Source organism: Halomonas saccharevitans (genome assembly GCF_032333995.1).
Lineage (GTDB): Bacteria > Pseudomonadota > Gammaproteobacteria > Pseudomonadales > Halomonadaceae > Halomonas > Halomonas saccharevitans.
The window spans coordinates 15,232-38,533 of record NZ_JAVXUR010000008.1 but is presented as its reverse complement, the minus strand read 5'-3'; the positions used below and the strand labels follow the sequence as shown (position 1 = coordinate 38,533).

Genomic DNA, 23,302 nt, shown 5'->3' with positions numbered 1-23,302 from the left:
CCCCGTCGTCGGTGGACCGTCACTGGCCCAGTTGTCGCTTCACCCGGCGTATCACGCCGCCCAGCAGAGGCAGGCGCTCGTAGAGCATGGCGCCCGCATCGAAGTAGTCGCGATGCCTGGTCACCCGGCCGTCCAGGGCGAAGCGCAGATGCGAGCAGCCCTCGACCTCGATGCACCGTCCCCCGTCGAGCCTGGGGTGCTCCAGTCGCATGGTCCAGGTGACGAAGGCCGTCTCTTCCTGCTGCGACCGCTCGTGAAAGGTGAAACGACACGATGTCACGTTGTCGTACAGGTTCTGGAAGTACCCCTCGAGCGCCTCTCTACCCTCTATATGGTGCAGCGGGTCGGTGAAGCTCACGTCTGCAGTGTATACCTCGCCGAGTTGATTTGTACAGGTCTTGTCTAGCTTATTAAAGAAGGCGCAGAAGGCCTCCAGATCCGCCGTCGGGTGCATCCAGGATCTCCCGCGGTGAGTGGGTGATCAGTCCGTCTTCAGGGCCTTGAAGGCCTCCAGCGCCCTCGCCCGGGCGGCCCGGTGATCGACGATGGGCGAAGGGTAGTCGGCCCCGCCGAGCAGATCGCCCGAGGGCGCGTGTCGAGCCTTCTTGGGCAGCTCGGCCAGCGCCGGCAGCCATTCCGCCAGGAAGGTGGCGTCGGGATCGAAGCGCGTGGACTGCGTGGTGGGGTTGAAGATGCGGAAGTAGGGCGCGGCGTCCGTGCCGGTGGAGGCCGCCCACTGCCAGCCGCCGTTGTTGGCGCAGAACTCGCCGTCCACCAGATGGCGCAGGAAGAAGGCCTCGCCTCGGCGCCAGTCGATCAGCAGGTGCTTGGTGAGGAACATGGCGGTGACCATGCGCAGCCGGTTGTGCATCCAGCCGGTGGCCACCAGCTGGCGCATCGCGGCATCGACGATCGGGTAGCCGGTGCGCCCCTCGCACCAGGCGGCGAAGCCGGCCTCGTCGTCGCGCCAGGCGAGCGCCTCGGTATGCTGCTGAAAGGCGCGATGGCGGCAGACTCGCGGGAAGCCGACGGCCACGTGGCGGTAGAACTCCCGCCACACCAGCTCGTTGACCCAGGCCGTGAGGCCGGCATCGCCCTCGGCCAGGGCGCCGTCGTTCTCGGCGAGCACCGCCTGCAGGCACTGGCGATGGGAGATCATGCCCAGCGCCAGGTAGGGCGACAGCTCGCTGGTGCCGCGGATCGCCGGGAAGTCGCGCTGGCGCTGGTAGTGGCGGCCCCGGAAGCGCAGGAAGCGCTCCAGGCGATCGGCGGCGGGGCCCTCGCCGGCGGGCCATAGCCGGCCGTCGATCGGGGTGTCATCGAGCTCGGGAAGCGCGGGCAGCGGATCGGCGGCGATATCAAGCGCCGCCTGGGGCGCGGGGACGTCGTGCAGGGCGATGCGCTCCGCGCTCAGCTGGCGATGCCAGGCCTTGGCGAAGGGGGTGAAGACCCCGTAGTAGTCGCCCTTGCCGGTGAGCAGCTCGCCGGGGGCGAAGGCCACGGCGTCATGATGGCCGGTGACCGTGAGGCCCGCCTCCTGGAAGGCGGTGATCACGTCGCGGTCGCGGCGCTGCTCGTCCAGCGGGTACTCGTGGTTGAAGTGCAGGGCGCCGGCGCCCGTCTCCCTGGCGATCTCGAGCAGCGCTGCCGGGGCCTCGTTGAAATCGTCGATATCGCGGTGCAGCAGCGGGATGCCGAGGCCCGCTAGGCTCTCGCCCAGGGCAGCCACGCCGCGGCCCCAGAAGTCGAGCTTGTTGGCGCCGTGGCCGTGGCGCTGCCAGTGGGGTAGGCAGCGCAGGAAGACGGCGATCACGGGGCCCTGGCGGGCGGCCGCGGCCAGGGCGGTATTGTCGTGGGTGCGCAGGTCGCTGCGAAACCAGACGATGGCGGGAGTGGACATGGACGGCTCCGGGTCAGCGGGCGGGGAGTCGGGCCTGGAGGCGCTGCATGGCCTCGTCGAGGTCGTCGCCGAGCAGCTCTACCCGGGTCTCTTCCAGGTCGGCCTCGCGGATGCGCGCCATGGGACCGCAGGCCATCAGCGGCACCTCGAGCTGCTCGGCCAGGCGCGGCAGCTGGCGACGGATCAGCTCGGCCTTCTCGGCCTTGCCGCTGGCCAGCAGCAGGCCGGCGGCCTGAAAGCGCTCCACCGCCAGCGGCACCTCGCCGAAGGGCAGCGGGGCATCGAAGAGCCGGATGCGATAGCCGCGGTCGCTGGCGGCCAGCGCCGCGAGCAGCACCCAGAGCGGCGAGGGGTCGTCCGGCAGCGGGGCGACGATCAGCGTGGGGCCCTCGGAGAGCCGGTTGGCGTGCAGCAGCCGGGTGCCGACGCGGGTGCGCAGGAAGGCCTCCAGGGTGCGGCGTTGCAGGGTGTCACCCAGCTGCTCGCCCCAGCCCTCCTCGAGCTGGCGCACCACCGGCTGCCACAGCTCGGCCAGGCAGGTCGGGACCGGGTAGAGCGCCAGCGATTGATTGAACAGCGCCTCGAGGCGGTCGAGGTCGAGCGCCTGGAGGGCGCCGATCAGCTGGCGACGCTGCCCCGGCCAGTCGCCGGCCGCCGGCGCCGGGGTCTCGGCCGTCTCCGGCTGGTCGAGCAGCTCGCGGACCTGGCTGACCGGCACGCCGCGGTTGAGCCACTGCAGGATGCGCTCGACGCGCTCGATGTCCTCGCGGGCATAGAGGCGATGGCCCTTGGGGGTCCGCTGGGGTTGAATCAGCCCGTAGCGACGCTCCCAGGCGCGCAGGGTCACGGAGTTCACGCCGGTCAGCCGGGAGACTTCGCGGATCGGGTAGAGCGGGGTGTCGGCCGGACGCCGTGCCTCGTCGTTCATGAGCGTGCCGACTCCCCTGCCTGCTCGGCGACCACCGCCGCCAGCGCCTCGACGAAGGCCGGGTGCTCGCCGACCGGTGACAGCAGCGTCAGCTCGAGGCTCGGCTGGGCGGCGGTCAGCGCCTCGACCTGGCCGGGCACGTCGCGGCGCAGGTGACGACCGGCGGCGAAGAATAGCGGCAGGATCTCGGCCCGCTCGATGCCGGCCTCGGCCAGTTCGGCCACCGTGGACTCGAGCGACGGCTCGCTGAGCTCCATGTAGGCCAGGCGCAGCGGGGTCGACAGCCGCTCGGTCAGGGCCTTGGCGAAGTGTTCGAAGGGGGCTCGCCAGTTCGGGTCGCTGGAGCCGTGGGCGAGCAGGATCAGGGCATAGGACATGGAAGTCTCCAGTCGCGAAGAGGGAGTCAGGAAGCGTCGGCCGCCAGGGCCTCGCCGAGATGGTGACCGGAGAGCCAGGCGTCCTCGACCCGCGGCCCGCGCCAGGCGTCGCCGCACAGCGAGAGCCCGGTAGGCGAGCGGCGGTGATCGAGATTGACCGCCTCGCCGCCGGCGAAGACGTCAGGCTGGGCGTAGCGCCAGCGATGGGCGCCCAGCGAGATCGGTTCGGGCAGCGACACGCCCGCCGGCAGGCGCGCGCGAAAGGCCTCGAGCAGGCGCCGGGCGACGCTCTCGGCGTCGTGCTCCAGGTTCGCCTCGCTCCACTCCAGCCGTGCCAGCAGGCTCAGGCTCTCGCCCTGGACGTGACGCCCGGGCTTGTGGTCGTTGCGGCTGACGAAGCGCAGCGACTGCTCGGCCGTCGGCCGGTTGGGATCGGGGGCCAGGCGCACCGCCTGCCAGTCGTCGTCGACATTCGGCAGGGCGGGCAGCGGCGCCTCGAAGCAGGCCCAGGCGGCCCAGCAGGGGCGCTGAATGACGGCTTCGCAGGCGGCCGCGAGGGTCGGCTCGTGGGGCTCCAGCAGCGCCTGTGCCTGGGGCGAGGGCAGGGCAAGCACCACGTGCTTGAACGGGCCGTGGTGGACGTCGTGCTGGTCCACCAGCCACCAGTGCCGTTGGCCGTGCTCGTTGTCCTGCCGCTCGAGGCGCTCGATGTGGGTGCCGGCCTGTACCTCTAGGCCGTTGGCCAGGTGGCGGGTGACCGCACTCATGCGGGGCGCGCCGATCAGGCGCTCGACGTCGTCATGATGTCGATGCCAGCCGGATTCACTCGCCTCCCACAGGGAGTCGGGCCAGGGAGCGACCACGCCCGCCTCGCGCCACGCCGTGACCTGGCGGCGGAAGGCCGGATCGCGCACGCTGAAGAACTGGGCCCCCAGGTCTACTGCGGCTTTCTCGAGGCGGCGGCTGGACATGCGCCCCCCGGGTCCGCGCGCCTTGTCGATGAGGCGCACCGGCAGGCCGTGGGCCTGCAGGGCTTGTCCACAGGCGAGGCCGGCGATACCGGCACCGATAATGGCGATGGGAGCGGGGGAGTGGGGCATGGGCCTCTCGTGCAGTCAACGGCGTTCATCGCTAGACTAGCAGAAGTGTACAACGGCTGTATAACTCATGATGGCTTGTCGTCACGACTGGCCACAGATGGCTTGGGAGGGATTCCGGATGCGAGTGCTGATCACGGGCGGCAGCGGGTTCGTCGGGCAGTGTCTATGCCGGCGGTTGAAGGAGGCGGGGCACCAGCTGCTGGTGGTGTCACGATCCCCCGATGAGGTGCGCGACCGCCTGCCGGAGGGCAGCGATATCCGGCGCTCAGTGCTGGATTTCGTCGACACCCCGCCGGACGCCATCGTCAACCTGGCCGGCGAGCCGATCGCCGCCAAGCGCTGGAGCGAGGAGCAGAAGGAGCGACTGATCGATTCGCGGGTCAACGTCACCGGCGACCTGGTGATGCTCTGCGAACAGCTGAAGGCCAGCCAAGGGCGCATGCCCAAGGTGATGGTCTCGGCTTCGGCCATGGGCTTCTACGGCGATCAGGGCGATCGTGAGGTCACCGAACAGACCCCGCCCCACGACGAGTTTGCCCACCGGCTCTGCAAGCGCTGGGAGGAAGTCGCCGGCGACGTGACGGACTTTGGCGTGCGGCTCGCCCTGCTGCGCATCGGCCTGGTGCTCGACGTCGGCGGCGGCAGCCTTGCGAAGATGCTGCCGCCCTTCAAGATGGGGCTGGGCGGGCGCTTCGGCGACGGCAAGCAGTTCATGCCGTGGATCCACCGCGAGGACCTGGTCGGCGCGATCCTGTTCCTGCTCGAGCGCGACGACCTGGAGGGCCCCTTCAACGGCAGTGCCCCCCATCCGGTCACCAACGCCGAGTTCTCCCGCACCCTGGCCAAGCAGCTGGGTCGCCCGGCGCTGATGCCGGTGCCGGCCATCGCCCTGGAGGTCGCCTTCGGCGAGATGGCACGGCTGCTGCTGACCGGCGCCGACATGCGCCCGGCGCGGCTGCAGGAGGCCGGCTTCGAGTTCCGCTTCCCGACCCTGGACAAGGCCCTGGCCGATATTCTGGGGTGACACTTCCCGACACCGGGGTGCCGGAGGCGGTTCGCCACGCCCGAACGCATACGGCCCCGCCGGCATTGCCGGCGGGGCCGTGTCTCGTGGGATGTCGCTATGGACCCGTGCGTAGGGACCGGCGCGAGGCATTCAGCGCGCGTCGTCACCCACCGTGACGATCACCCGCACCGCGTCCAGGCGCAGCCGGGTGGCCTCGATGGCGGCATCCAGCTCGGCGCGTTCGCGGCGCAGCGCCTCGAGCTCGTCGGCACGCACTGCGGGGTTGAGCCGTGAGAGCGCCTCAAGGCGACTCAGCTCGGCGTCCAGCTCGGCGCGCATGCGCCCCTGGGCGGCCTCGACGATGCTCGGCAGCTCCCGCTGGGCCTCGGTCTCGGCACCGTCGAGCAGTTCGCGCAGCTGGTCGTGGCGGCTCTTGATCAGGTCGCGGGCGACCGCCTTCTTGACCTTCTTTACCGCCTTGGAGAGCCCGGTGAAGGAGATCTTGGCGGTCAGGTTGGCCCCCGACTCGTCGAGCAGCACCCGCACCGCGGTGGGCGGCAGGAAGCGATTGAGGTGCAGGCGCTTCGGCGCCGGGCAGTGGGTGCGGAAGACCAGCTCGACCATCAGCCGGCCGGCCGGAATGGCGGGGTGCTTGAGCAGCGCCAGGGCGGTGTTGCCCATGGCGCCGCCGAGGATCCGGCCCATCATCTCGCGCAGCAGCGGATGCTCCCAGGAGAGGCGCTGGACGTCGTCACGGGCCAGGGCGCGCTCCCGGGAGAAGGTGGCCGAGAAGCCTTCCTCGCCCTTCACCAGGCCCGGCAGGCCGTCGAGCATCTGCGGGCTGGGCTGCAGATGCTGGATGCCGCCGCTGATGTCTTGGCTGTCGACGCCGAAGATGTCCAGCGCCTGGTCCAGGTAGCGGGCCAGGGCCTTGTCGGCGTCGAGCTCGCGGATCGCGGCGGTGACCGCCTCGGCGCGCTCATGGCGACAGGCGTTGAGCTCGAGCAGGCGATTGCGGCCGGCGTCGCGCTCGGCGAGCTTGGCCTCGAACAGGGTGCGGGTCTCCGCGATCACCTCGTCGAGGTCCTCGTCGTCGAGCAGGCTGTCGGCCAGGGTGTCGCCGAAGGCGGTGTGGATCTCGCTGCCCAGGCCGTGCGGGGCGCTGAAGGCGTCCATGCCCTGATCGTACCAGCGCAACAGCTTCTCGCCGGGGCTGCCGGCGAACACCGGCGCGTGGATCTCGATGGCGTGGCGCTGGCCGATGCGGTCGAGGCGGCCGATGCGCTGCTCGAGCTGGTCCGGGTGCAGCGGCAGGTCGAACATCACCAGGTGACGGCAGAACTGGAAGTTGCGACCCTCGGAGCCGATCTCCGAGCACACCAGCACCTGGCAGCCCTCCTCCTCGTCGGCGAAGGCCGCCGCGGCGCGGTCGCGCTCGATCAGCGATAGCCCCTCGTGGAACACCGGGGCCTGGTAGCCGCCGAGCACCCTAAGGCCCTCGGCGAGCCCCGTGGCAGTCTCGCGATCGTGGGCGATCACCAGCACCTTGTCGCCGGCAAAGCCCGCCTCGCCGTCGTCGGCGAGGCGCTCCAGCAGCCAGCTCACGCGCGGATCGAACTGCCACCAGGGCTCGGTGTTGAGCGGGTCGTCGGTCATCTCCCGGTACATGGCGTCGGGATAGATCAGCACCTCGGGGTGATCCAGGCCGGTCTCGATCAGCAGCTCGTCCAGGTAGTCCTCGTCACGGTCCAGGCGGCGAAACACGCGCCGGTAGGCGGAGGGCGCCTCGAGCTCGGCGATGTGCAGGCGGCGCTCCGGGAAGCCGCCCACGTGGCGGCGGCCGTTGCGAAACATCACCCGGCCGGTGCCGTGGCGGTCGAGCAGCTGGTCGCGTAGCTGATCCCGCGCCGCGGAGCGCTGGTCGTCGCCGCGCTCCGGGTCGGCCAGGGTGTCGAGCAGCGCCAGGCTATCGGGCTCATGGATCACCGCGGCGACCCGCTCGCGGTCGGCCGTCTCGCCGGGCAGCCGGTCGAGGGCATCGATCGCCTCGGCGACCTCGACGTAGTGGGCCTCCTCCTCGCGGAAGGCCTCAAGGCTCTGGTAGCGGTCGGGGTCGAGCAGGCGCAGGCGGGCGAAGTGGCTGGCCAGGCCCATCTGCTCCGGGGTGGCGGTGAGCAGCAGCATGCCGGGCACCTGGGTCGCTAGCTGCTCCACGCAGGCGTAGCCGGGCCCGCTCTGCTCGGGGCTCCAGTCGAGGTGGTGCGCCTCATCGACGATCAGCAGGTCCCAGTCGCAGGCCTGGGCCTGCTGTTGGCGATGGGGGTTGGCGAACAGCCAGTCCTGGCTCGCCAGCACCAGCTGGCCGGCCTCGAAGGGGTTGGTGTCGCCGTGGGCCTGGCTCTGCTGCTCGTCGAGCAGGGTGACCTCCAGGGCGAAGCGGCGTAGCAGCTCGACCAGCCACTGGTGGGTCAGGCTCGCCGGCACCAGGATCAGCGCCCGCTCGGCGCGACCGGTGAGCAGCAGACGATGCAGGATCAGCCCCGCCTCGATGGTCTTGCCGAGCCCCACTTCGTCGGCCAGCAGCACGCGCGGCGCGTGGCGGCGTGCCACCTCGTCGGCGATGTAGAGCTGGTGGGGAATCAGGTCGATGCGCGGCCCGGCCAGGCCCAGCGCCGGGTTCTGCTCGATCCGGTGATGGTGATGCAGGGTGCGAAAGCGCAGGTCGAACCAGTCGTTGCGATCGACCTGGCCGGTGAGCAGGCGGTCGCGGGCCTGGTCGAACTGCATGGTGTCGGCGAGGCGCGCCTCGGGCAGCTCGCACAGGTCGCCGGCGTCGTCCTCGCCGATGTAGACGATCAGTCCGCCGACCTCCTTGCTGTCGTCGACGGTCATCTGCCAGCCCTCGGTGGACTGGATGCGGTCGCCGCTGCCGAAGGCCACGCGGGTCAGGGGGGCGTTGCGGCTGCTGTAGGTGCGGGTTTCCTGACTGGCGCCGAAGAGCACGGTGACGCTGCGTGCGTCGACGTTGAGGATAGTGCCCAGGCCGAGTTCGGCTTCGCCGTCGCTGATCCAGCGCTGGCCGGGAGAAAAGTCGCTCATGGTGCCTCGGGGGATGCTTGGGATCGGTTCGTTGCCGCGGGCCACACCCGGCTCGACGGCGACAGGGCGCGGTATCTTACAGCAAAGCCCGACGCGGCTTAAGCGTCCAGGTGCCGATCAGCAGGCAATCGCCCCGGTCCGCTCAGCGCGCGTCCAGCCAGGCCGAGAGCTGGGCCCGGGTCAGCTCGCCGACGTGCTGCTCACGGGCGCGGCCGTCGGCGTCGAAGAGCAGGGTGGTGGGCAGCCCCGGCGACTCGGCCAGCACCATCAGCCGCTGGCGCGGGTCGAGCAGCGCATGGCGGAAGTCCAGGCCCTGTTCGTTCAGGTAGCGCACCGCCTGCAGCAGCGTCTCGCCCTGATTGACGATCACCACGCTCACGTCCTCCCGCGCATCGGCTTCGGCTAATAGCGGCATCTCGCGCCGGCAGGGCGGGCACCAGGTGGCCCAGAGGTTGATCACCACCGTCTCGCCGCTCAGCGAGGCGAGGTTCACCGGCTCCCCCTCGAGGTTCTCCAGGGCGAGGTCCGGCAGCTCGCGGATCGCCATGCCGCCGCCCAGCGGCGCCAGGGTCACCAGCGCCAGCCACATCACGGAGGCGCCGAGGGCCAGGCCCATGCCGCCCAGCATCGCGCCCAGCCGGTCCCTGAGCGTCCAGGCCGTCCAGGCCAGCGCCGCCAGAAGGCCCCAGAGGCCGTGGTAGCCGGGCTGCCAGAGCTTGAGCACGTCCAGCGGGGCATCAACGTAGGCGCCGGCGTTCATCAGCACGTGGCCCAGGCGGGCGCCGACCAGCCAGGCCACCAGCAGGCCGTTGAACCAGCGGGCGTGGCGGCGCCGCGGCAGGCCGAGGAGGACGACGCTGGCGCCCAGCAGGAGCAGGGCGGCGAGGAGGGCATAGAGGCGCGGCAGTGCGATCAGCACGGGCCCCAGGGCGATGGCATCCATGTCGTGGCGGTGACTCCGGGAGGTCGGCGGCGGGGGCCGCAGCGGTTACACTGGGCGGATTCGTTTCGCCAAGCCTACTGCCGGCGGGCAGGGCTGTCATCCAGCGGGAGCCTCCATGACACGACCGGCCTTCGATACCCTGCGCGCCCTGGCCATCGCCAGCCAGGCGCTGGGCTTCATCCTGATCCTCACCCTCGAGACCCTGATGGGCGATGCCGCACGTCCCTGGCAGGGCTGGACCCTGGCGGGGATGGTTGCCTTTGCCTTGGGCATCGCTCTGGTGCGGCTCTATCGGCGCAACAAGGCGCGCAAGGCGCTGGCCCAGCACCGCGGCGAGGAGTAGCCGCCGGATCGCCGGCGGCGTCGAAGGGGCAAGCCGCGGAGCGCCCCCCCTACAGCAGGTAATAGCCGCCGTTGAGACCATCGACCAGCAGCGCCAGCTCGCCGTGCTGGGCGTGGTGCGCAGTGACGCGCCACAGGGGCTTGCGAACGGTCTCGCAGCGCGCCAGTTCGAGACCCGTCGCGCTGCGCCGCTTCAGGCGATGGCGGCGGACCTGCATGACGTGCTGGCGCGCCTTGCGCTCTAGAGGTGGCGTCTCGAGCTCGGCATGGGGCAGGTCGGCCACGGCCAGCGGATCGCCGAACTCGACTCCCTCGAAAGTGGTGCTGACGCCCTGGCAGCGATCCACCAGGCAGTTCATCCACTCCGTGCGACGCTGGCTAAAGCGGCGGACCTCCCAGCGATACAGGCACAGCAGGTAGGGAAAGCCGATCGCCTGGGTCTCGCCCAGTCGCAGGGCGGGATCGATCCCCGCGAGCCGCCGCGCCAGGGCGTCGCGGGGGAGCCTGGCGCGCAGCCAGGCCTCTTCGTGGATGGCCGGCGGCCAGGCGGCATTGTGGTGTGCCTCATTCATGCCGTGCGCTCCTGGGCCTTGAGGGTCAGCGCCTCGTGGGCCATCTCGAAGCTCTGCTGCGCCTTGAGCGGTCGCGGCAGGGGGCGAAGCTCGGCGGTCTCGGCCATCGCCTGCAGGACGTGCTCGGGCACCGGGTGGCTGGCCTGGGTCAGCAGGCTGACGACGACCATCGACAGGCTGGAGAGCACCACGCCGGCCAGCATCGGATGCAGGCCCGTGACCTGGTCCAGTCCCAGGTACTGCCAGCTGAAGGCCACCAGGCTACCGACGATCATCGAGGCCAGGGCGCCCGGCGTATTGGCCTTTCGCCACCACACCGCGGCGACGTAGGCCGGCAGGAAGGCGCTGCCCAGTACCGCGGTGGTGAAGACCACGATGGAGAACACCGCCGGCGGTTCGAATAGCGCTATCACGCCGCAGATGATCCCCAGCAGCAGCACGATGGCCTGGGAGACCCGCACCATCTGCTTCTCTTCCATGTTCGGGTTGATGAAGCGCTCATAGAGGTCGCGGGCGGCGATGCTGCCGGTCTGCAGCAGGATCGAGTCGGCCGTGGACATGATCGCCGCCATGATCGCGGCCATCACGATGCCGACCACCGCGGCGGGCAGCAGATTCTGCGCCAGGGCGAAGATCGCCTGCTCGGGATCGTCGAGCTCGGGGAGTACCAGGATCGCCAGGGTGCCGAGGATATACGGCGCGCTGACGAAGATCAGGTTCCACAGCGTGGAGTAGACGCCGGCGCGGCGCGCGTGGAAGGGGTTGCGCATCGCCATGTGGCGCGTGACCACGTGGGGCCAGCCCATGTAGCCGATGGAGAAGATCAGCAGTGCGCCCAGCACGATACCCCACTGGCCCTCATAGGCGAGATCGCGGCCCCAGACGCTGAGCAGCGTCGGGTCCAGCGCGGCCAATGCCTCGTTGGCCGCGGTCAGGCCGCCGACCTCCTGCAGGGTGGCGACCAGAATCCAGACGATACCGATGATCATCACGAAGCTCTGGACCAGGTCGGTGTAGGCGACCGCGCCATAGCCGCCCATCAGGGTGTAGGCCAGGATCACGGTCACGGCGATGGTGAGTGCCAGCTCGTAAGGCAGGCCGGTCACCAGCTCCAGGCCCTTGCCGCCGGCGATGAACTGGGCCAGCACGTAGGCGCCCAGCAGGAAGACCGAGAGCCCGGCAGCGATCAATCGCACCCACTTGTTCGGATAGCGCTTCTCGAGATACTCGATGGAGGTCAGCGCGCCCATGATCTGTGAGAGCTTGCGCATCCGGCGCCCGAGCACCGAGAGGTTGACCACGCCGCCGCCGATATCGCCGGCGGCATACCAGAAGCCGTAGTAGCCCTGGGTGTAGCCCAGGGAGCCGGCGCCGAGAAACATGTAGCCGCTCATCGAGGTGGACTGCATGGTCATGGCGGTGACCAGCGGGCCGACGTTGCGCCCGCTGAGATAGTAGCCTTCCATGCTGCTGGAACCGCCTCGTCGCATGGAAATGACGCCCATCGCCAGCATGGTGAGGAAATACAGGCCGAGAAACTGCCGACGCCAACCGTCAACTCTCCCCGGACGAGACGTCGCAGAGTGAGGCCGAGCGTCGGCGCAGCCAGCGCCTGATGGCCACCGTCGACAAGCTGAACCGCGAGCTGGGCCGCGACGCCTTCAGGCTGGGTTTGCCGAGACAGGGCAACGCCTGGGCGCTCCGCTCTGAGCGAAGGACGCCGAGGTACACGGCGCGGTGGGAGGAGCTTCTGAAGGTTTGGGCAGGGAAGTAGATGTTTACCAGCCCATTGGTGCGGGGCTTATATCAATAAAATCAATTGTTTGTTTAGGGTCATCTGTAAGCCTCCGACAGCCCGCATTCTGTTTATTCCGCCCAGAACTATCCCTCTGTTCAAAGAAGTTCTTGACAGGCTGTGAAGGTGGCGTCTAGAAATAAAACTATACGTATAAATACAATAATTGCCGAAGCGTCAGCACGAGCACCCCCTCTTGGCATCGGCCAGGAGGGACTATCGCCCCACTAACTAAAACAAGGGGATGTAACGATGAGAAAGACCCTCCCTCCACGCAAACTTGCCATATACGGCGGCATGCTACTGGGCTTCGCGATGCTCGAGAGCCCGATGATCATGGTCGCCAACAAGGTCGACCCCATGGTCATGGGTGTACCGTTCCTGTTCGTCTGGAATCTCGGCTGGTGGGCCTTCCTCACCGGTCTGTTCCTTGTGGCTTACCTGACCAACTGGGGAAGCGGCAGCGTGCCCGCCACCCAGCGCAACCGTTAAGGAGGCCACACCATGACCGGTAGCATCTTTATCATTGCAGCGTTCATGATCATTCCCCTGATCGTGGGTGTGGTGTCCTCTAGAAAGTCGCAGGGCACCAGCGAGGACTTCTTCGTTCAAGGCCGGGCGATGGGCAGCGTCGCCGTATTCTTCACGGTGGCTGCCACTTGGTGGAGCGCTTTCGCCTTTCTGGGCTCGAACGCAACGTTCTATACCAGCGGCCCCGTCTACCTGACGGCCCTCGCATGGAACCTGCTGTTTGGTTTCATGTACTACTGGGTTGGCAAGCGTGTGTGGTTCCTGGGCAAACGCTTCAACTACCTGACACCGTCCGACCTGATGGGCGACTTCTACAACAGCGAGGCACTGCGAATTCTCGTCGTGCTGATCACTCTGGTGTTTACGGTACCCTATCTGCAGATCCAGCTGACAGGCGGTGCCTACCTCATCGAGGTTGCCTCCGGTGGCGTTATTCCCTTCTGGCTGGCGGCCCTGCTGTTTTACTTCATCATTATCGTCTACGTGTGGATCGGCGGTATCCGGGCGATCGCCTGGACCGATGTGATCTACGGCGCACTGCTGTTCTTCGGCATGATGTATGCCGGCTACTTCATCTCTCAGCAAGTGGGTGGTCCTGCGGCCCTGTTCTCTCAGCTGCAACAGAGTTCTCCTGACAGCCTGACCATGCCGGGACCCAACGGCAACATGGGCTACAGCATGTGGTTCTCGCTGTTTGTGATCGTGGCGATCGGCGCCTTCATGGGTCCGCAGATCTGGCTTCGCATGTACTCGGTGAAGAGCGGCCGGCTGTTCAACCTGATGCCCTTCCTGCTGGGGCTGGCAGCCTTCGCCTACTTCGGCTCCGTGCTGACCGGCTACACCGGCGTGCTGCTCGAGCCGGGTCTGGAGAACCCCGACCAGATCCTGCCAGTCATGCTGATGAACTATGCGCCCTATCTGCTCGCTTCCCTGATCATGGCCGCCGGCGCCTCTGCTGCCATGTCCACCGCCAACTCGCAGATTCACGCAGTCTCCACTGTGGTGACCATGGATATCTACCAGCGCTACGTGAACCGGAAAGCAAGCCAAGCACGTATCGTGACCATCGGCCGACTATCGCTGGTCGGGTTCTCCCTGGCCGCTTACATCCTGGCGCTGACCGTACCCGGCCTGCTGGTGACCATCGGGATCGCGGCACTGGCGGGTACCGCTCAGCTCATCGTGCCGACCATCGGTGCCATCACCTGGCGGCGCGCCCATCCCATGGCAGCCTTCTGGGGCCTGCTGTCCGGGGTGATCTGCGTACTGCTGCTCACTTACGGCCCCACGGTCAGTAACCCCTTGGGACTGCATGCCGGCATCTGGGGGCTACTGCTGAATGGTGGACTCTTCGTTGGCCTGAGCGTGGCACTCCAGCGCAAGGATCACGAGGTGGTCGAGCGTTTCGCACAGGCCCGTCAGGAGTACGATGCCGAATATCACCCGGAGCGCCTGGAGGGGGAGTCCAGGCGTGTCGGTGAAGCGGCCAATGCCCGCTGATCCATCACATGGGGCCTGTCCAGCAGGCCCCATATTAACAAGGAGTGATCCATGGCCCAGACCCCAACACCGCGTCGACGACAAAAGCTGGCCGAGCTGATCAGCGACGACATCAAGCGCTGGATCGCGACCGAGGGAATGACCGAGGGTGACCGCCTACCCAATGAAAAGACTCTGATGGAACTTTACGGCTGTGCCAAGGGCACCGTTCGCGAGTCCCTGAAGATCCTGGAGGTAGAGGGGCTGATCACCCTTAAGACGGGGCCCGGCGGCGGTGCAATCCTGCATACGCCAAGCATGGAACCGGCCAGCCGCATGCTGCGTAACTTTCTGCACTTCCGCTCACTGGACGGCCATCAGGTGTATCAGCTGCGCCGTCTGCTGGAGGTGGAGCTTGCAGTCTCGGTGGTGGGAAGGCTCAGCGCCGAGGAGCTGGAAAGTCTGGCATCCAATATCGGTGCCTGTGAGTGCTCCCATCCCAGCGACGAGGATCAACGACGCCAGCGCTTCCTGGAGTTGGAGTTCCATAATCTGCTGGCAAGGGCGTGCCCCAACCCACTCCTGGCCTTCATGTGCCGTTTTCTCAACGACATGCTGCGTGATCTGGTGGTGGTCAAGAAGGCCTATATACCCGAACGCAAGCAGTTCGATGCCGCCAATCACCGCTATCATCGCGAGCTTGTCGAGGCATTTCGCGATGAGGATAGGGAGCGAGTTCGCCTCCTCATGGATGAGCACATGCGCGATGCCGAGGCCCACATGTCGGCCCTAGAAGCCGAAATGGCCGATCAGATGCTGATCTCCCAGGAAACGTTGTTTGACGCTGACCAAGACTCACCTTTGCTGCGTCTTGTCAGTCAGTCTCGCTGAGACTGAGCAGAAAACTTTGCTTTTCTTACAATCACAAGAGGCTACACATGACCACAGCTAACGCTCTGCGCTCGACTACCGATTTACGTACCGACCGTGAACGCCTCTGGCAGGCGCTCATGGAAATGGCCAAACTTGGGGCTACACCTAAAGGGGGTGTAAACCGCCAGGCCTTCACCGACCTTGATCGCCAGTCGCGAGACCTGTTCATCGATTGGTGTCGTGCCGAGGGGTGCACCATCCGCATTGATGCCATAGGCAATATCTTTGCGCGCCGTGAAGGTCAGGAACCCGATAGTCCGTCCGTCATGACAGGCAGCCACCTCGACAGCCAGCCCACCGGAGGTAAGTTCGACGGCGTCTACGGCGTGCTGGCCGGCCTGGAGGTGATTCGCACCCTGAACCAGCATGACATCCGGACGCGGGCGCCCATCGAGGTCGTCGCCTGGAGCAATGAAGAGGGATGTCGTTTTGCGCCCTGCATGATGGGTTCCGGGGCGTTCACCGGTCAGCTGGGGCTGGAAGACATGCTTGCCCGCACCAATGAGGAAAACATCAGCGCTGGCGAGGCCCTCGAGGCCATCGGTTACCGCGGCACAGACCGTGTTACGCCTGACCATATCAAGGCGTTCCTCGAATGCCATATCGAACAGGGGCCTATTCTGGAGGACACCGGAAACACCGTGGGCGTGGTGGTAGGAGCTCTGGGCCAGAAGTGGTTTGACCTCACCCTGACCGGGCTGGAGGCGCATGCAGGCCCCACACCCATGTCTCTGCGCCGCGACGCGATGCTAGGGGCAGCCGAAGTCACCCAGGCAGTCAACCGCATTGCGAACGCTTATCAACCCCACGGCCGCGGCACAGTAGGGGTAGTAAACCTGCACCCAGGATCGCGCAACGTCATTCCCGGCCAGGTGAAGATGACTATTGACCTGCGTCACTTCGACAGCGAGACGCTCACTCTCATGGCCGAAGAACTCCACCAGGTGATCAAGGAAACCAGCCAACACCATGAATTGGAGTTCGAACTGACTCCCTCGGCGGATTTCTCCCCGGAACACTTTGCCGACAGCTGCGTGAGCTCTGTGCGCCGTGCTGCCGAGACCCTCGGTTGTTCTCACATGGATATCGTCAGCGGCGCAGGTCACGATGCCATCTTCATGGGGCGTGTCACCCAGGCCGGCATGATCTTCGTGCCCTGCGAGAACGGCATCAGCCACAATGAAATCGAGAATGCCGAGGCCAGCGACCTGAATGACGGCTGCAATGTGCTGCTTCATGCCATGCTTGAGCAGGCCGGCTTGGCAGCTGAAGTTGAGGAGTGAGAGCCATGACCGCGACTTCGTTCCCGGCGCAACTTTCCGACCTGAGCGCCGTTGAGGCGCTCAGGCTGTTTAGCCACCGCGATCTTTCGCCAGTGGAACTGACTCAGGACTGTCTGACACGCATTGACCGTGACAATCCTTCGGTCAACGCTTTCGCACATGTAGATGAAGCGCGGGCAATGGCAGCTGCCCGTGCTTCGGAGGCACGCTGGCAGGCTGGTGAACCTTGTGGCCCCCTAGACGGCATTCCCGCCACCATCAAGGATCTGACACTTACCGCAGGCATGCCGACCCGCTTCGGCTCGGCCACCAGCAGCCCGGACGGGCCCTGGGAAACCGATGCACCGATCAGCCGCCACCTACGCGAGGCCGGCGCGGTGATTCTCGGCAAGACCACCTCGCCGGAGTTCGGCTGGAAAGGCGTGACAGACAACCCCTTGCACGGGGTCACCCGTAACCCCTGTGATAACCGCCTGACGCCGGGCGGTTCCTCGGGCGGCGCCGCCGCAGCGGCGGCGCTCAACCTGGGGCTTCTCCACCAGGGCAGTGACGCAGGGGGTTCGATTCGCATCCCCTGCAGCTTCACCGGCACCTTCGGCATCAAGCCTACCTTTGGATGGGTGCCTCAATGGCCGGCAAGCGCCATGAGTCTTCTTTCTCACTTGGGCCCAATGTCCCGCACCGTTGCCGACAGCGCCCTGATGCTGAGCGTCATGGCTCAACCTGATGCCCGCGACGGCTACCTTGGCAACCCGCGCACTGATGACTGGCTGAGCCCGCCGCCCGACTCGCTGGCCGGGTGGCGGATCGCCTACAGCCCCGACTTAGGGTATGTGGACGTAGCGCCGGACATAGCAGCCTGCGTGCGAAAGGCGGTGGAGCAGATCCAGGCGCTGGGGGCTGAGGTTGTGGAGATAGATCCAGGCTTCGAGAATCCACTGGAGACCTTCAACACTCTCTGGTTTGCCGGAGCCAGCCAAGTACTGGAGCGGCTGGATGATGCCCAGCAGTCACGGCTGGACCCGGGCTTCCTGGATATCGCTCAGCGAGGTGCCGCGATTTCGTTACGCGACTATCTTGCCGCCTGCCGCACCAGAGAGCAGCTCACCGCGAAGATGCAGGAATTCCACGATTATTTTGACCTGCTGGTAACGCCGACCATGCCCATCGCCCCGTTCGAGGCGGGGCACAATGTCCCCCCGGGTGGTCATTACTGTGAATGGATGGACTGGACGCCCTTCAGCTACCCCTTCAATTTGACGCAGCAACCTGCGGCTTCCTTGCCTTGCGGCCTGGATGCTCAGGGCTTGCCGGTCGGCTTGCACCTCGTAGGGCCTCGATTCCAGGACCTCAACGTCCTGCATGCAGCACAGCTGCTAGAAGGTCACCTTCCCAAGCGTCCCCCCGCCGCTTCCACATGATGCTTGGCTTATGCCAGGAATATGCAATGGGCACCAGCTTGGTGTCCATTGCATGAAAACGGTCATAGTTGCGCTCACAACATTAAAGAGGTCAGCAAGCTGAACGAATGGCCTGCTGGCTTCAGCTCTTCAGCCGCTATTTTCAGAAAATTGGCAGGGACAACACTTCCCAGGCTAAAAACGTTTGCTACTGTAACATACGTCACTTGGCCTTCATGGACGATAAGACCGGCAGCGAAATGGGCATCGTTGGCCAGTGCCTGCTTCCATCCCTTGTCGGCAACGGCGATCACGAACGTCAGGGTGGCGTTCGTCAGCGCTTGGGTGGAAGTGCGCTCCACGGCGCCGGGCATGTTGGTCATATAGTAATGGACGATGCCGTCCATCACATAAGTGGGTTCGGCATGGGTAGTGGGCAGGCTGGTCTCGAAGCAGCCGCCCTGATTGATCGCCACATCTACCAGAACGCTGCCGGGCTTCATATCGGCGAGCATCTCGCGAGTGATCAGCTTGGGCGCAGTGTCGCCCGGTATCAGCACGGCCACCGAGACGCCGCGCTCATGGGCCTTGAGGATGGTGATGACCTGCTCTTCAGTGTGTCGATTACGCTTCATCGCGAGATCTTCGGCTATCAGGGTAAACGTAGCGGAAATCTCACATTGACGATGGACCGGTTTCTGGGGAAAAGTTCACAGCCCCCCCCCAGGCCCAGCGCCATGCGGGCGGCATTCTCGCCCACCACCCCGCCAATCACGGCGACCTTGGCCGGCGCCACGCCGGGCACCCCGGGCGGCAGCACGCCGGATCCACTCTGGGCCTTCTCCAGGCTGTGGGCGCCGGCCTGGAGGCCATGCGCCCTGACACGGTGCACATTAGCGCGAGGAGCGGCAGGCCGCCCTAGCGGTCGGTGATAGTCTCGTAGGCGATGCAGGTGGCGCCGCTCTCCATCAGGCCTCGGGTCAGCGACTCCTCGGCGGCCAGGTGCAGGTAGGTGAACAGCGTCTGGCCGGGCTTGAGGCGCGCGACCTCTTCGGCCTGAGGCTCCTTGACCTTGTGGATCAGCTCGGCGCCCTCCCAGACCCTGACCACGTCGTACTCGAGGCTTGCCCCGGCGGCCTCATAGATGGCATCCGCGAAGCCGGCCCCTTCGCCGGCGCCGGCCTACATAGTGACCGTATGGCCGCGACCGATTAGCTCCCGGGCGCCGCTAGGGGTCGGTGCGACACGGTACTCATTGTTCTTGATTTCCTTGGGAACGGCAATCTGCATGGTAGAACTCTTGTTAGGATATTTAGCGCATGACAGGCGTCGTCATGCGCTTCGTTGGTGACTCTGGACGTACTTTATGAAGGGAAGGAGAACTGCGCCCCCTCGCGCACCCCGGCCGACGGCCAGCGCTGGGTGATGGTCTTGCGCTTGGTATAGAAGCGCACGGCATCCGGGCCGTAGGCAGAGAGGTCGCCGAACAGCGAGCGCTTCCAGCCGCCGAAGCTGTGGTAGGAGACCGGCACCGGCAGCGGCACGTTGACGCCGACCATGCCCACCTGGATGTGGTCGCTGAAGTAGCGGGCCGCCTCGCCGTCGCGGGTGTAGATGCAGGTGCCGTTGCCGTACTCGTGATCATCGATCAGCCGCATGGCCTCCTGCATGGAGTCGGCGCGGACCACCAGCAGCACCGGGCCGAAGATCTCCTCCAGGTAGCAGGTCATGTCGGGGGTCACGCGGTCGATCAGGGTGCCGCCCACATAGAAGCCCTGCTCGTGGCCCGGCACCTGCACGCCGCGGCCGTCGACCACGATCTCGGCGCCCTCGCGCTCGGCACTGTCGATATAGCCGCAGACCTTCTCCTGGTGGGCCTTGGTGATCACCGGGCCGAAGTCGTTGCTCGCCTCAAAGAAGGGGCCGACCTTCAGGGCTTTCATCTGCTCCTGCATCTTGGCGATCAGGGCATCGGCGGCGGCGTCGCCCACGGCGACGGCCACCGAGAGCGCCATGCAGCGCTCGCCGGAGGAGCCGAAGGCCGCCCCGGTCAGCGAGCTGACCACGTTGTCCATGTCGGCATCGGGCATCACGATGGCGTGGTTCTTGGCGCCGCCCAGCGCCTGGCAGCGCTTGCCGTTGGCGCTGGCGCGGGCGTAGATGGTCTCGGCGATCGGCGTGGAGCCGACGAAACTCACGGCCTTCACGCGCTCGTCGTCGAGCAGGGTGTCGACGGCTTCCTTGTCGCCGTTGACCACGTTCAGCACCCCGGCGGGCAGGCCGGCCTCCACTGCCAGCTCGGCGATGAAGAGCGAGGAGGTCGGATCGCGCTCGGAGGGCTTCAGCACGAAGGTGTTGCCGCAGGCGATGGCCATGGGGTACATCCACAGCGGTACCATCGCCGGGAAGTTGAACGGCGTGATGCCGGCGACCACGCCGAGCGGCTGGAACTCGCTCCAGGAGTCGATGCCGGGGCCGGTGTTCCTGCTGTGCTCGCCCTTCAGCAGCTCCGGGGCGCCACAGGCGTACTCGACGTTCTCGATGCCGCGCGCGAGTTCGCCCTGGGCGTCGTGGACGATCTTGCCGTGTTCCTGGCCGATCAGCCGGCAGATCTCGTCGGCGTGCTGCTCCAGTAACGCCTTGAAGCGGTACATGACACGGGCTCGCTTGGCGGGCGGGGTATCGCGCCAGGCCGGGAAGGCGGCCTGGGCGGCGGCGATCGCCTGCTCGACGGTGGCCTGGCTGGCCAGGCTGACCTGACCGGCGACCTCGCCGGTGGAAGGATTGAAGATGTCCTGGGTGCGCCCGTTGCCGTCGACGCGGGTGCCGTTGATCAGGTGGCCAAGCGTGGTCATGTTTGTTCTCTCCAGAGATAGCTATCGGTTGTTGATGTTGTGATCCTGCGATGACGAGCATCGGGAGCAAGACAGAGCGAGGGTCTTTTGCCATGGGTGAGGAGCACTGCTCCGAACGGGCTGGCCATGGATGGCCAGCACCGGACCTGCAAGCGGAGCGGGACGCGAGAGCGCGGCAGGGCAAAAGTAGCGCCCATGGAAGGGTTCACAGCGCCCTCGCGGCTTCTTGCTCTCGAATGCGCCCACTCCGCTTGCCGGGCATGGACGCGGGGTGGGCAAGGCGTCAGTCCAGTTCGCCGAGAGCGTCGCCCAGGGCGTTGATGAGGCGGTCGATCTCCTCGCGCTCGACGATGAAGGGCAGGCCGAGCTGGATGGTGTCGCCGCCGTAACGCACGTAGAAGCCCTTCTCCCAGCACTTCATGGCGATCTCGAAGGGACGGCGGGCCGGCTCGCCGGGGTAGGGCGCGATCTGCAGGGCGCCGGCCAGCCCATAGTTGCGGATGTCGGTGAGATAGCGGCTGGCCTTGGGGTCGTGCCTGAGTGAGTGCAGGGCATCCTCGAAGATCGGCGCCATTTCCTTTACGCGCTCGATCAGGCGCTCATCCTCGAGCACGTCCAGGGCGGCCAGGGCCGCGGCGCAGGCCACCGGGTGCCCCGAGTAGGTGTAGCCGTGAGGCAGCTCGAGCATGTAGTCGGGGCCGCCCTGTTCCATGAAGGTGTGGTAGATCTCGCCCTTGACGATGACCCCGCCCATGGGCACCGCCCCGTTGGTCAGCTGCTTGGCGATGTTCATGATGTCCGGGACCACGCCGAACTCCTCGGCGCCGGTCATCGATCCCACGCGCCCGAAGGCGGTGATCACCTCGTCGAAGATCAGCAGGATGTCGTTGGCATCGCAGATCTCGCGCAGCCGCTTGAGGTAGCCCACCGGCGGCGGAATCACCCCGGCCGAGCCGGCCATGGGCTCGACGATCACCGCGGCGATGTTGGAGGCATCGTGCAGGGCGATCATTTCCAGCAGCTCGTCGGCCCGCTCGGCACCGCGCTCGGGCATGCCGCGGGTGAAGGCGTTTTCCTTGAGCAGGGTGTGGGGCAGGTGGTCGGCATCGATGCCCTGGCCGAACATGGAGCGGTTGGCGCCGATGCCGCCCAGGCTGATGCCGCCGAAATTGACGCCATGATAGCCCTTGATGCGGCCGATCAGCTTGGTCTTGCTGGGCTTGCCCTTCTTGCGCCAGTAGGCTCGGGCGATCTTCAGCGAGGTGTCGGCGCTCTCGGAACCGGAGCCGGTGAAGAACACGTGGTCGAGCCCCTTCGGGGTCAGCTCGCGCAGTCGGTGTGCCAGTTCGAAGGCCTTGGGGTGGCCGAACTGGAAGGCCGGGGCGTAGTCCAGCTCGGTGAGCTGACGGGCGACCGCCTCGGCGATCTCCGGGCGACCGTGGCCGGCGCCGCAGGTCCAGAGGCCGGAGAGGCCATCGTAGATCCGGCGCCCCTCGGCGTCGGTATAGTAGCTGCCCTCGGCGCCGACGATGATCCGCGGGTCGCGCTTGAACTGGCGGTTGCCGGAGTAGGGCATCCAGTAGGCATCCAGTTGCGCGTCGGTCAGGCCCGCGGTCTGCTGGGGAGAACGATCTGACATGACACACCCCTTTGTGATTGTCGTGTGGGTGACGGTTGAGCACAGCGTGGATCAGGACGGCGATCAGATAAATTCCGACGTATTGAATTTCATGTAAGCATAAAGTTAACTTTCCGGCGCGTCCTGGCGGGGCGCGGGCCGAGCCATCGGGCCGACTCACTGGGGTAAGAGGAGGGAACGATGTCACGTCGCAAGGAGGCCCTGACGGGACAGCTCAGCGATGCGGACCTGCGGCTGTTGCGGATCTATCGCAAGGTCGTGGAGTGCGGCGGCTTCTCCGCCGCCGAGGTGGAGCTCAACATCAGCCGCGCCGCCATCAGCATGGCGATGAGCGACCTGGAGACGCGTCTGGGGCTGCGGCTCTGCCAGCGGGGCCGCAGCGGTTTCGCGCTGACCGACGAGGGGGCCGAGATCTATGAGGCCGCGCTGCAGCTGCAGGCGGCCACGGAGGGGTTTCGTACCCGGGTCAACGGCCTCCACGCCTGGCTCAAGGGCGAGCTGAACATCGGCATCACCGACAACCTGGTGACCATGCCGCAGATGCACATCACCGATGCCTTGAGCGCCTTGAAGGCGCGCGGTCCCGAGGTGCAGATCAACATCCGCATGATTCCGCCCCACGACATCGAGCTCGGCGTGCTGGATGGTCGCCTGCACACCGGCGTGGTGCCGGCGATCAAGACCCTACCCGGGCTGCACTACCTCTCGCTTTACGAGGAGACGTCGCAGCTCTACTGCGCGCGGGGACATCCGCTGTTCGACGCCGGGGCCGTGACGGAGGCGCAGCTGGGGAGCAGCGATGCCGTGACGCCGGCCTACGCGCAGAGTCCCGAGATCAAGGCGCTGCATGAGCCCCTGCGGGCCACCGCCTCGGCCACCGATCGCGAAGGCATCGCCTTCCTGATTCTCTCCGGGCGCTACATCGGCTATCTGCCGACGCACGTTGCCGAGCGCTGGGTGCGCGACGGCAGGATACGCGCCCTGAGGCCGGACACCTGCCGCTACGTGACCCGCTACAGCGCGATTACCCGGAAGGGCGCGCCGCCCAACCGGGTGCTGGAGTGCTATCTCGAGGAGTTGGGCAGGCTGGGGGAGGACTGAGGGAACGCCCTCCCGAGGG

Annotated in this window: 20 protein-coding genes and 2 pseudogenes; 9 read left to right on the top strand and 13 right to left on the bottom strand. The window is 66.6% G+C overall.

All coding sequences use genetic code 11. The features are described 5' to 3' along the window. Positions 1 to 19: 19 nt before the first annotated feature. Genes RSO68_RS15385 through RSO68_RS15365 form a run of 5 tightly spaced genes read right to left on the bottom strand, consistent with a single transcriptional unit; the run spans position 20 to position 4,305 of the window. The gene (locus tag RSO68_RS15385) at positions 20 to 454 is read right to left on the bottom strand and encodes a nuclear transport factor 2 family protein (protein WP_315587230.1); all 435 of its coding nucleotides are present in this window, start codon (positions 452 to 454) and stop codon (positions 20 to 22) included. A 27-nt stretch (positions 455 to 481) separates the two neighbouring features. After that, on the bottom strand, positions 482 to 1,900 hold the full coding sequence (phrB, locus tag RSO68_RS15380; RefSeq protein WP_315587229.1) for a deoxyribodipyrimidine photo-lyase: 1,419 nt from the start codon (positions 1,898 to 1,900) through the stop codon (positions 482 to 484). A gap of 13 nt (positions 1,901 to 1,913) precedes the next feature. Next, entirely contained in the window at positions 1,914 to 2,828 is a 915-nt protein-coding gene (locus RSO68_RS15375; RefSeq protein ID WP_315587228.1) for a MerR family transcriptional regulator, read from the bottom strand. Further along, positions 2,825 to 3,205, bottom strand: coding sequence for a sirohydrochlorin chelatase (locus RSO68_RS15370; RefSeq protein WP_315587227.1), 381 nt, complete (start codon positions 3,203 to 3,205; stop codon positions 2,825 to 2,827). Before RSO68_RS15370 ends, RSO68_RS15375 begins: the two co-directional genes overlap by 4 nt. A gap of 26 nt (positions 3,206 to 3,231) precedes the next feature. Further along, a complete protein-coding gene (locus tag RSO68_RS15365) occupies positions 3,232 to 4,305 on the bottom strand; it encodes an NAD(P)/FAD-dependent oxidoreductase (RefSeq protein ID WP_315587226.1) in 1,074 nt (357 codons plus the stop codon). 118 nt (positions 4,306 to 4,423) lie between these two features. Here RSO68_RS15365 and RSO68_RS15360 point away from each other — a divergent pair, with 118 nt between their 5' ends. Further along, on the top strand, positions 4,424 to 5,329 hold the full coding sequence (locus RSO68_RS15360) for a TIGR01777 family oxidoreductase (RefSeq protein WP_089848184.1): 906 nt from the start codon (positions 4,424 to 4,426) through the stop codon (positions 5,327 to 5,329). Between the two features lie 132 nt (positions 5,330 to 5,461). Here the strand turns inward: RSO68_RS15360 and rapA are convergent, their stop codons facing one another. Both rapA and RSO68_RS15350 read right to left on the bottom strand, forming a co-directional pair. Continuing rightward, positions 5,462 to 8,410, bottom strand: coding sequence for an RNA polymerase-associated protein RapA (gene rapA, locus RSO68_RS15355; protein WP_315587225.1), 2,949 nt, complete (start codon positions 8,408 to 8,410; stop codon positions 5,462 to 5,464). A 142-nt stretch (positions 8,411 to 8,552) separates the two neighbouring features. Beyond that, on the bottom strand, positions 8,553 to 9,353 hold the full coding sequence (locus tag RSO68_RS15350; protein ID WP_315587224.1) for a TlpA family protein disulfide reductase: 801 nt from the start codon (positions 9,351 to 9,353) through the stop codon (positions 8,553 to 8,555). Between the two features lie 115 nt (positions 9,354 to 9,468). Between RSO68_RS15350 and RSO68_RS15345 the strand changes: the two genes are divergently transcribed. Continuing rightward, positions 9,469 to 9,696 carry a hypothetical protein gene (locus RSO68_RS15345; RefSeq protein ID WP_315587223.1) on the top strand — a complete coding sequence of 76 codons (228 nt, stop codon included), beginning with the start codon at positions 9,469 to 9,471 and terminating at the stop codon, positions 9,694 to 9,696. A 49-nt stretch (positions 9,697 to 9,745) separates the two neighbouring features. On the opposite strand, the gene RSO68_RS15340 is transcribed toward RSO68_RS15345, so the two are convergent. Together RSO68_RS15340 and RSO68_RS15335 are read right to left on the bottom strand one after the other, a co-directional pair. After that, complete coding sequence (locus RSO68_RS15340; RefSeq protein WP_315587222.1) at positions 9,746 to 10,267, bottom strand: hypothetical protein; 522 nt, start codon at positions 10,265 to 10,267, stop codon at positions 9,746 to 9,748. Further along, positions 10,264 to 11,733 (bottom strand): sodium/proline symporter, encoded by a 1,470-nt coding sequence (locus RSO68_RS15335; RefSeq protein ID WP_315587221.1) that lies wholly within the window; start codon positions 11,731 to 11,733, stop codon positions 10,264 to 10,266. Before RSO68_RS15335 ends, RSO68_RS15340 begins: the two co-directional genes overlap by 4 nt. 149 nt (positions 11,734 to 11,882) lie before the next feature. On the opposite strand from RSO68_RS15335, the gene RSO68_RS15330 reads away from it, so the two are divergent. From RSO68_RS15330 to RSO68_RS15305, 6 genes are all read left to right on the top strand, one after another. Next, complete coding sequence (locus tag RSO68_RS15330) at positions 11,883 to 12,041, top strand: DUF4113 domain-containing protein (RefSeq protein WP_315587220.1); 159 nt, start codon at positions 11,883 to 11,885, stop codon at positions 12,039 to 12,041. A 273-nt stretch (positions 12,042 to 12,314) separates the two neighbouring features. Further along, positions 12,315 to 12,554, top strand: a complete 240-nt coding sequence (locus RSO68_RS15325; protein WP_315587219.1) for a hypothetical protein — start codon at positions 12,315 to 12,317, stop codon at positions 12,552 to 12,554. A 12-nt stretch (positions 12,555 to 12,566) separates the two neighbouring features. Beyond that, positions 12,567 to 14,093, top strand: a complete 1,527-nt coding sequence (locus RSO68_RS15320) for a sodium:solute symporter family protein (protein ID WP_315587218.1) — start codon at positions 12,567 to 12,569, stop codon at positions 14,091 to 14,093. Between the two features lie 51 nt (positions 14,094 to 14,144). After that, positions 14,145 to 14,963 carry a FadR/GntR family transcriptional regulator gene (locus tag RSO68_RS15315; protein ID WP_315587217.1) on the top strand — a complete coding sequence of 273 codons (819 nt, stop codon included), beginning with the start codon at positions 14,145 to 14,147 and terminating at the stop codon, positions 14,961 to 14,963. 47 nt (positions 14,964 to 15,010) lie between these two features. Further along, positions 15,011 to 16,288, top strand: a complete 1,278-nt coding sequence (locus RSO68_RS15310; RefSeq protein WP_315587216.1) for a Zn-dependent hydrolase — start codon at positions 15,011 to 15,013, stop codon at positions 16,286 to 16,288. 5 nt (positions 16,289 to 16,293) lie between these two features. Beyond that, the gene (locus RSO68_RS15305; RefSeq protein WP_315587215.1) at positions 16,294 to 17,709 is read left to right on the top strand and encodes an amidase; all 1,416 of its coding nucleotides are present in this window, start codon (positions 16,294 to 16,296) and stop codon (positions 17,707 to 17,709) included. A gap of 149 nt (positions 17,710 to 17,858) precedes the next feature. Here RSO68_RS15305 and RSO68_RS15300 read toward each other — a convergent pair. The 4 genes and pseudogenes from RSO68_RS15300 to RSO68_RS15285 all read right to left on the bottom strand — a co-directional run. Further along, positions 17,859 to 18,251: pseudogene (locus RSO68_RS15300) on the bottom strand (alanine dehydrogenase); the annotation flags it as partial. 154 nt (positions 18,252 to 18,405) lie between these two features. Continuing rightward, positions 18,406 to 18,978 (bottom strand): annotated as a pseudogene (locus RSO68_RS15295) (alanine dehydrogenase); the annotation flags it as partial. A 74-nt stretch (positions 18,979 to 19,052) separates the two neighbouring features. After that, positions 19,053 to 20,543, bottom strand: a complete 1,491-nt coding sequence (locus RSO68_RS15290; protein WP_315587214.1) for a CoA-acylating methylmalonate-semialdehyde dehydrogenase — start codon at positions 20,541 to 20,543, stop codon at positions 19,053 to 19,055. A 283-nt stretch (positions 20,544 to 20,826) separates the two neighbouring features. Continuing rightward, positions 20,827 to 22,182: an aspartate aminotransferase family protein gene (locus tag RSO68_RS15285; RefSeq protein WP_315587213.1), complete on the bottom strand. Its 1,356-nt coding sequence runs from the start codon at positions 22,180 to 22,182 to the stop codon at positions 20,827 to 20,829. A 180-nt stretch (positions 22,183 to 22,362) separates the two neighbouring features. Here RSO68_RS15285 and RSO68_RS15280 point away from each other — a divergent pair, with 180 nt between their 5' ends. After that, positions 22,363 to 23,283 carry a LysR family transcriptional regulator gene (locus tag RSO68_RS15280; protein WP_315587212.1) on the top strand — a complete coding sequence of 307 codons (921 nt, stop codon included), beginning with the start codon at positions 22,363 to 22,365 and terminating at the stop codon, positions 23,281 to 23,283. Positions 23,284 to 23,302 lie beyond the last annotated feature (19 nt).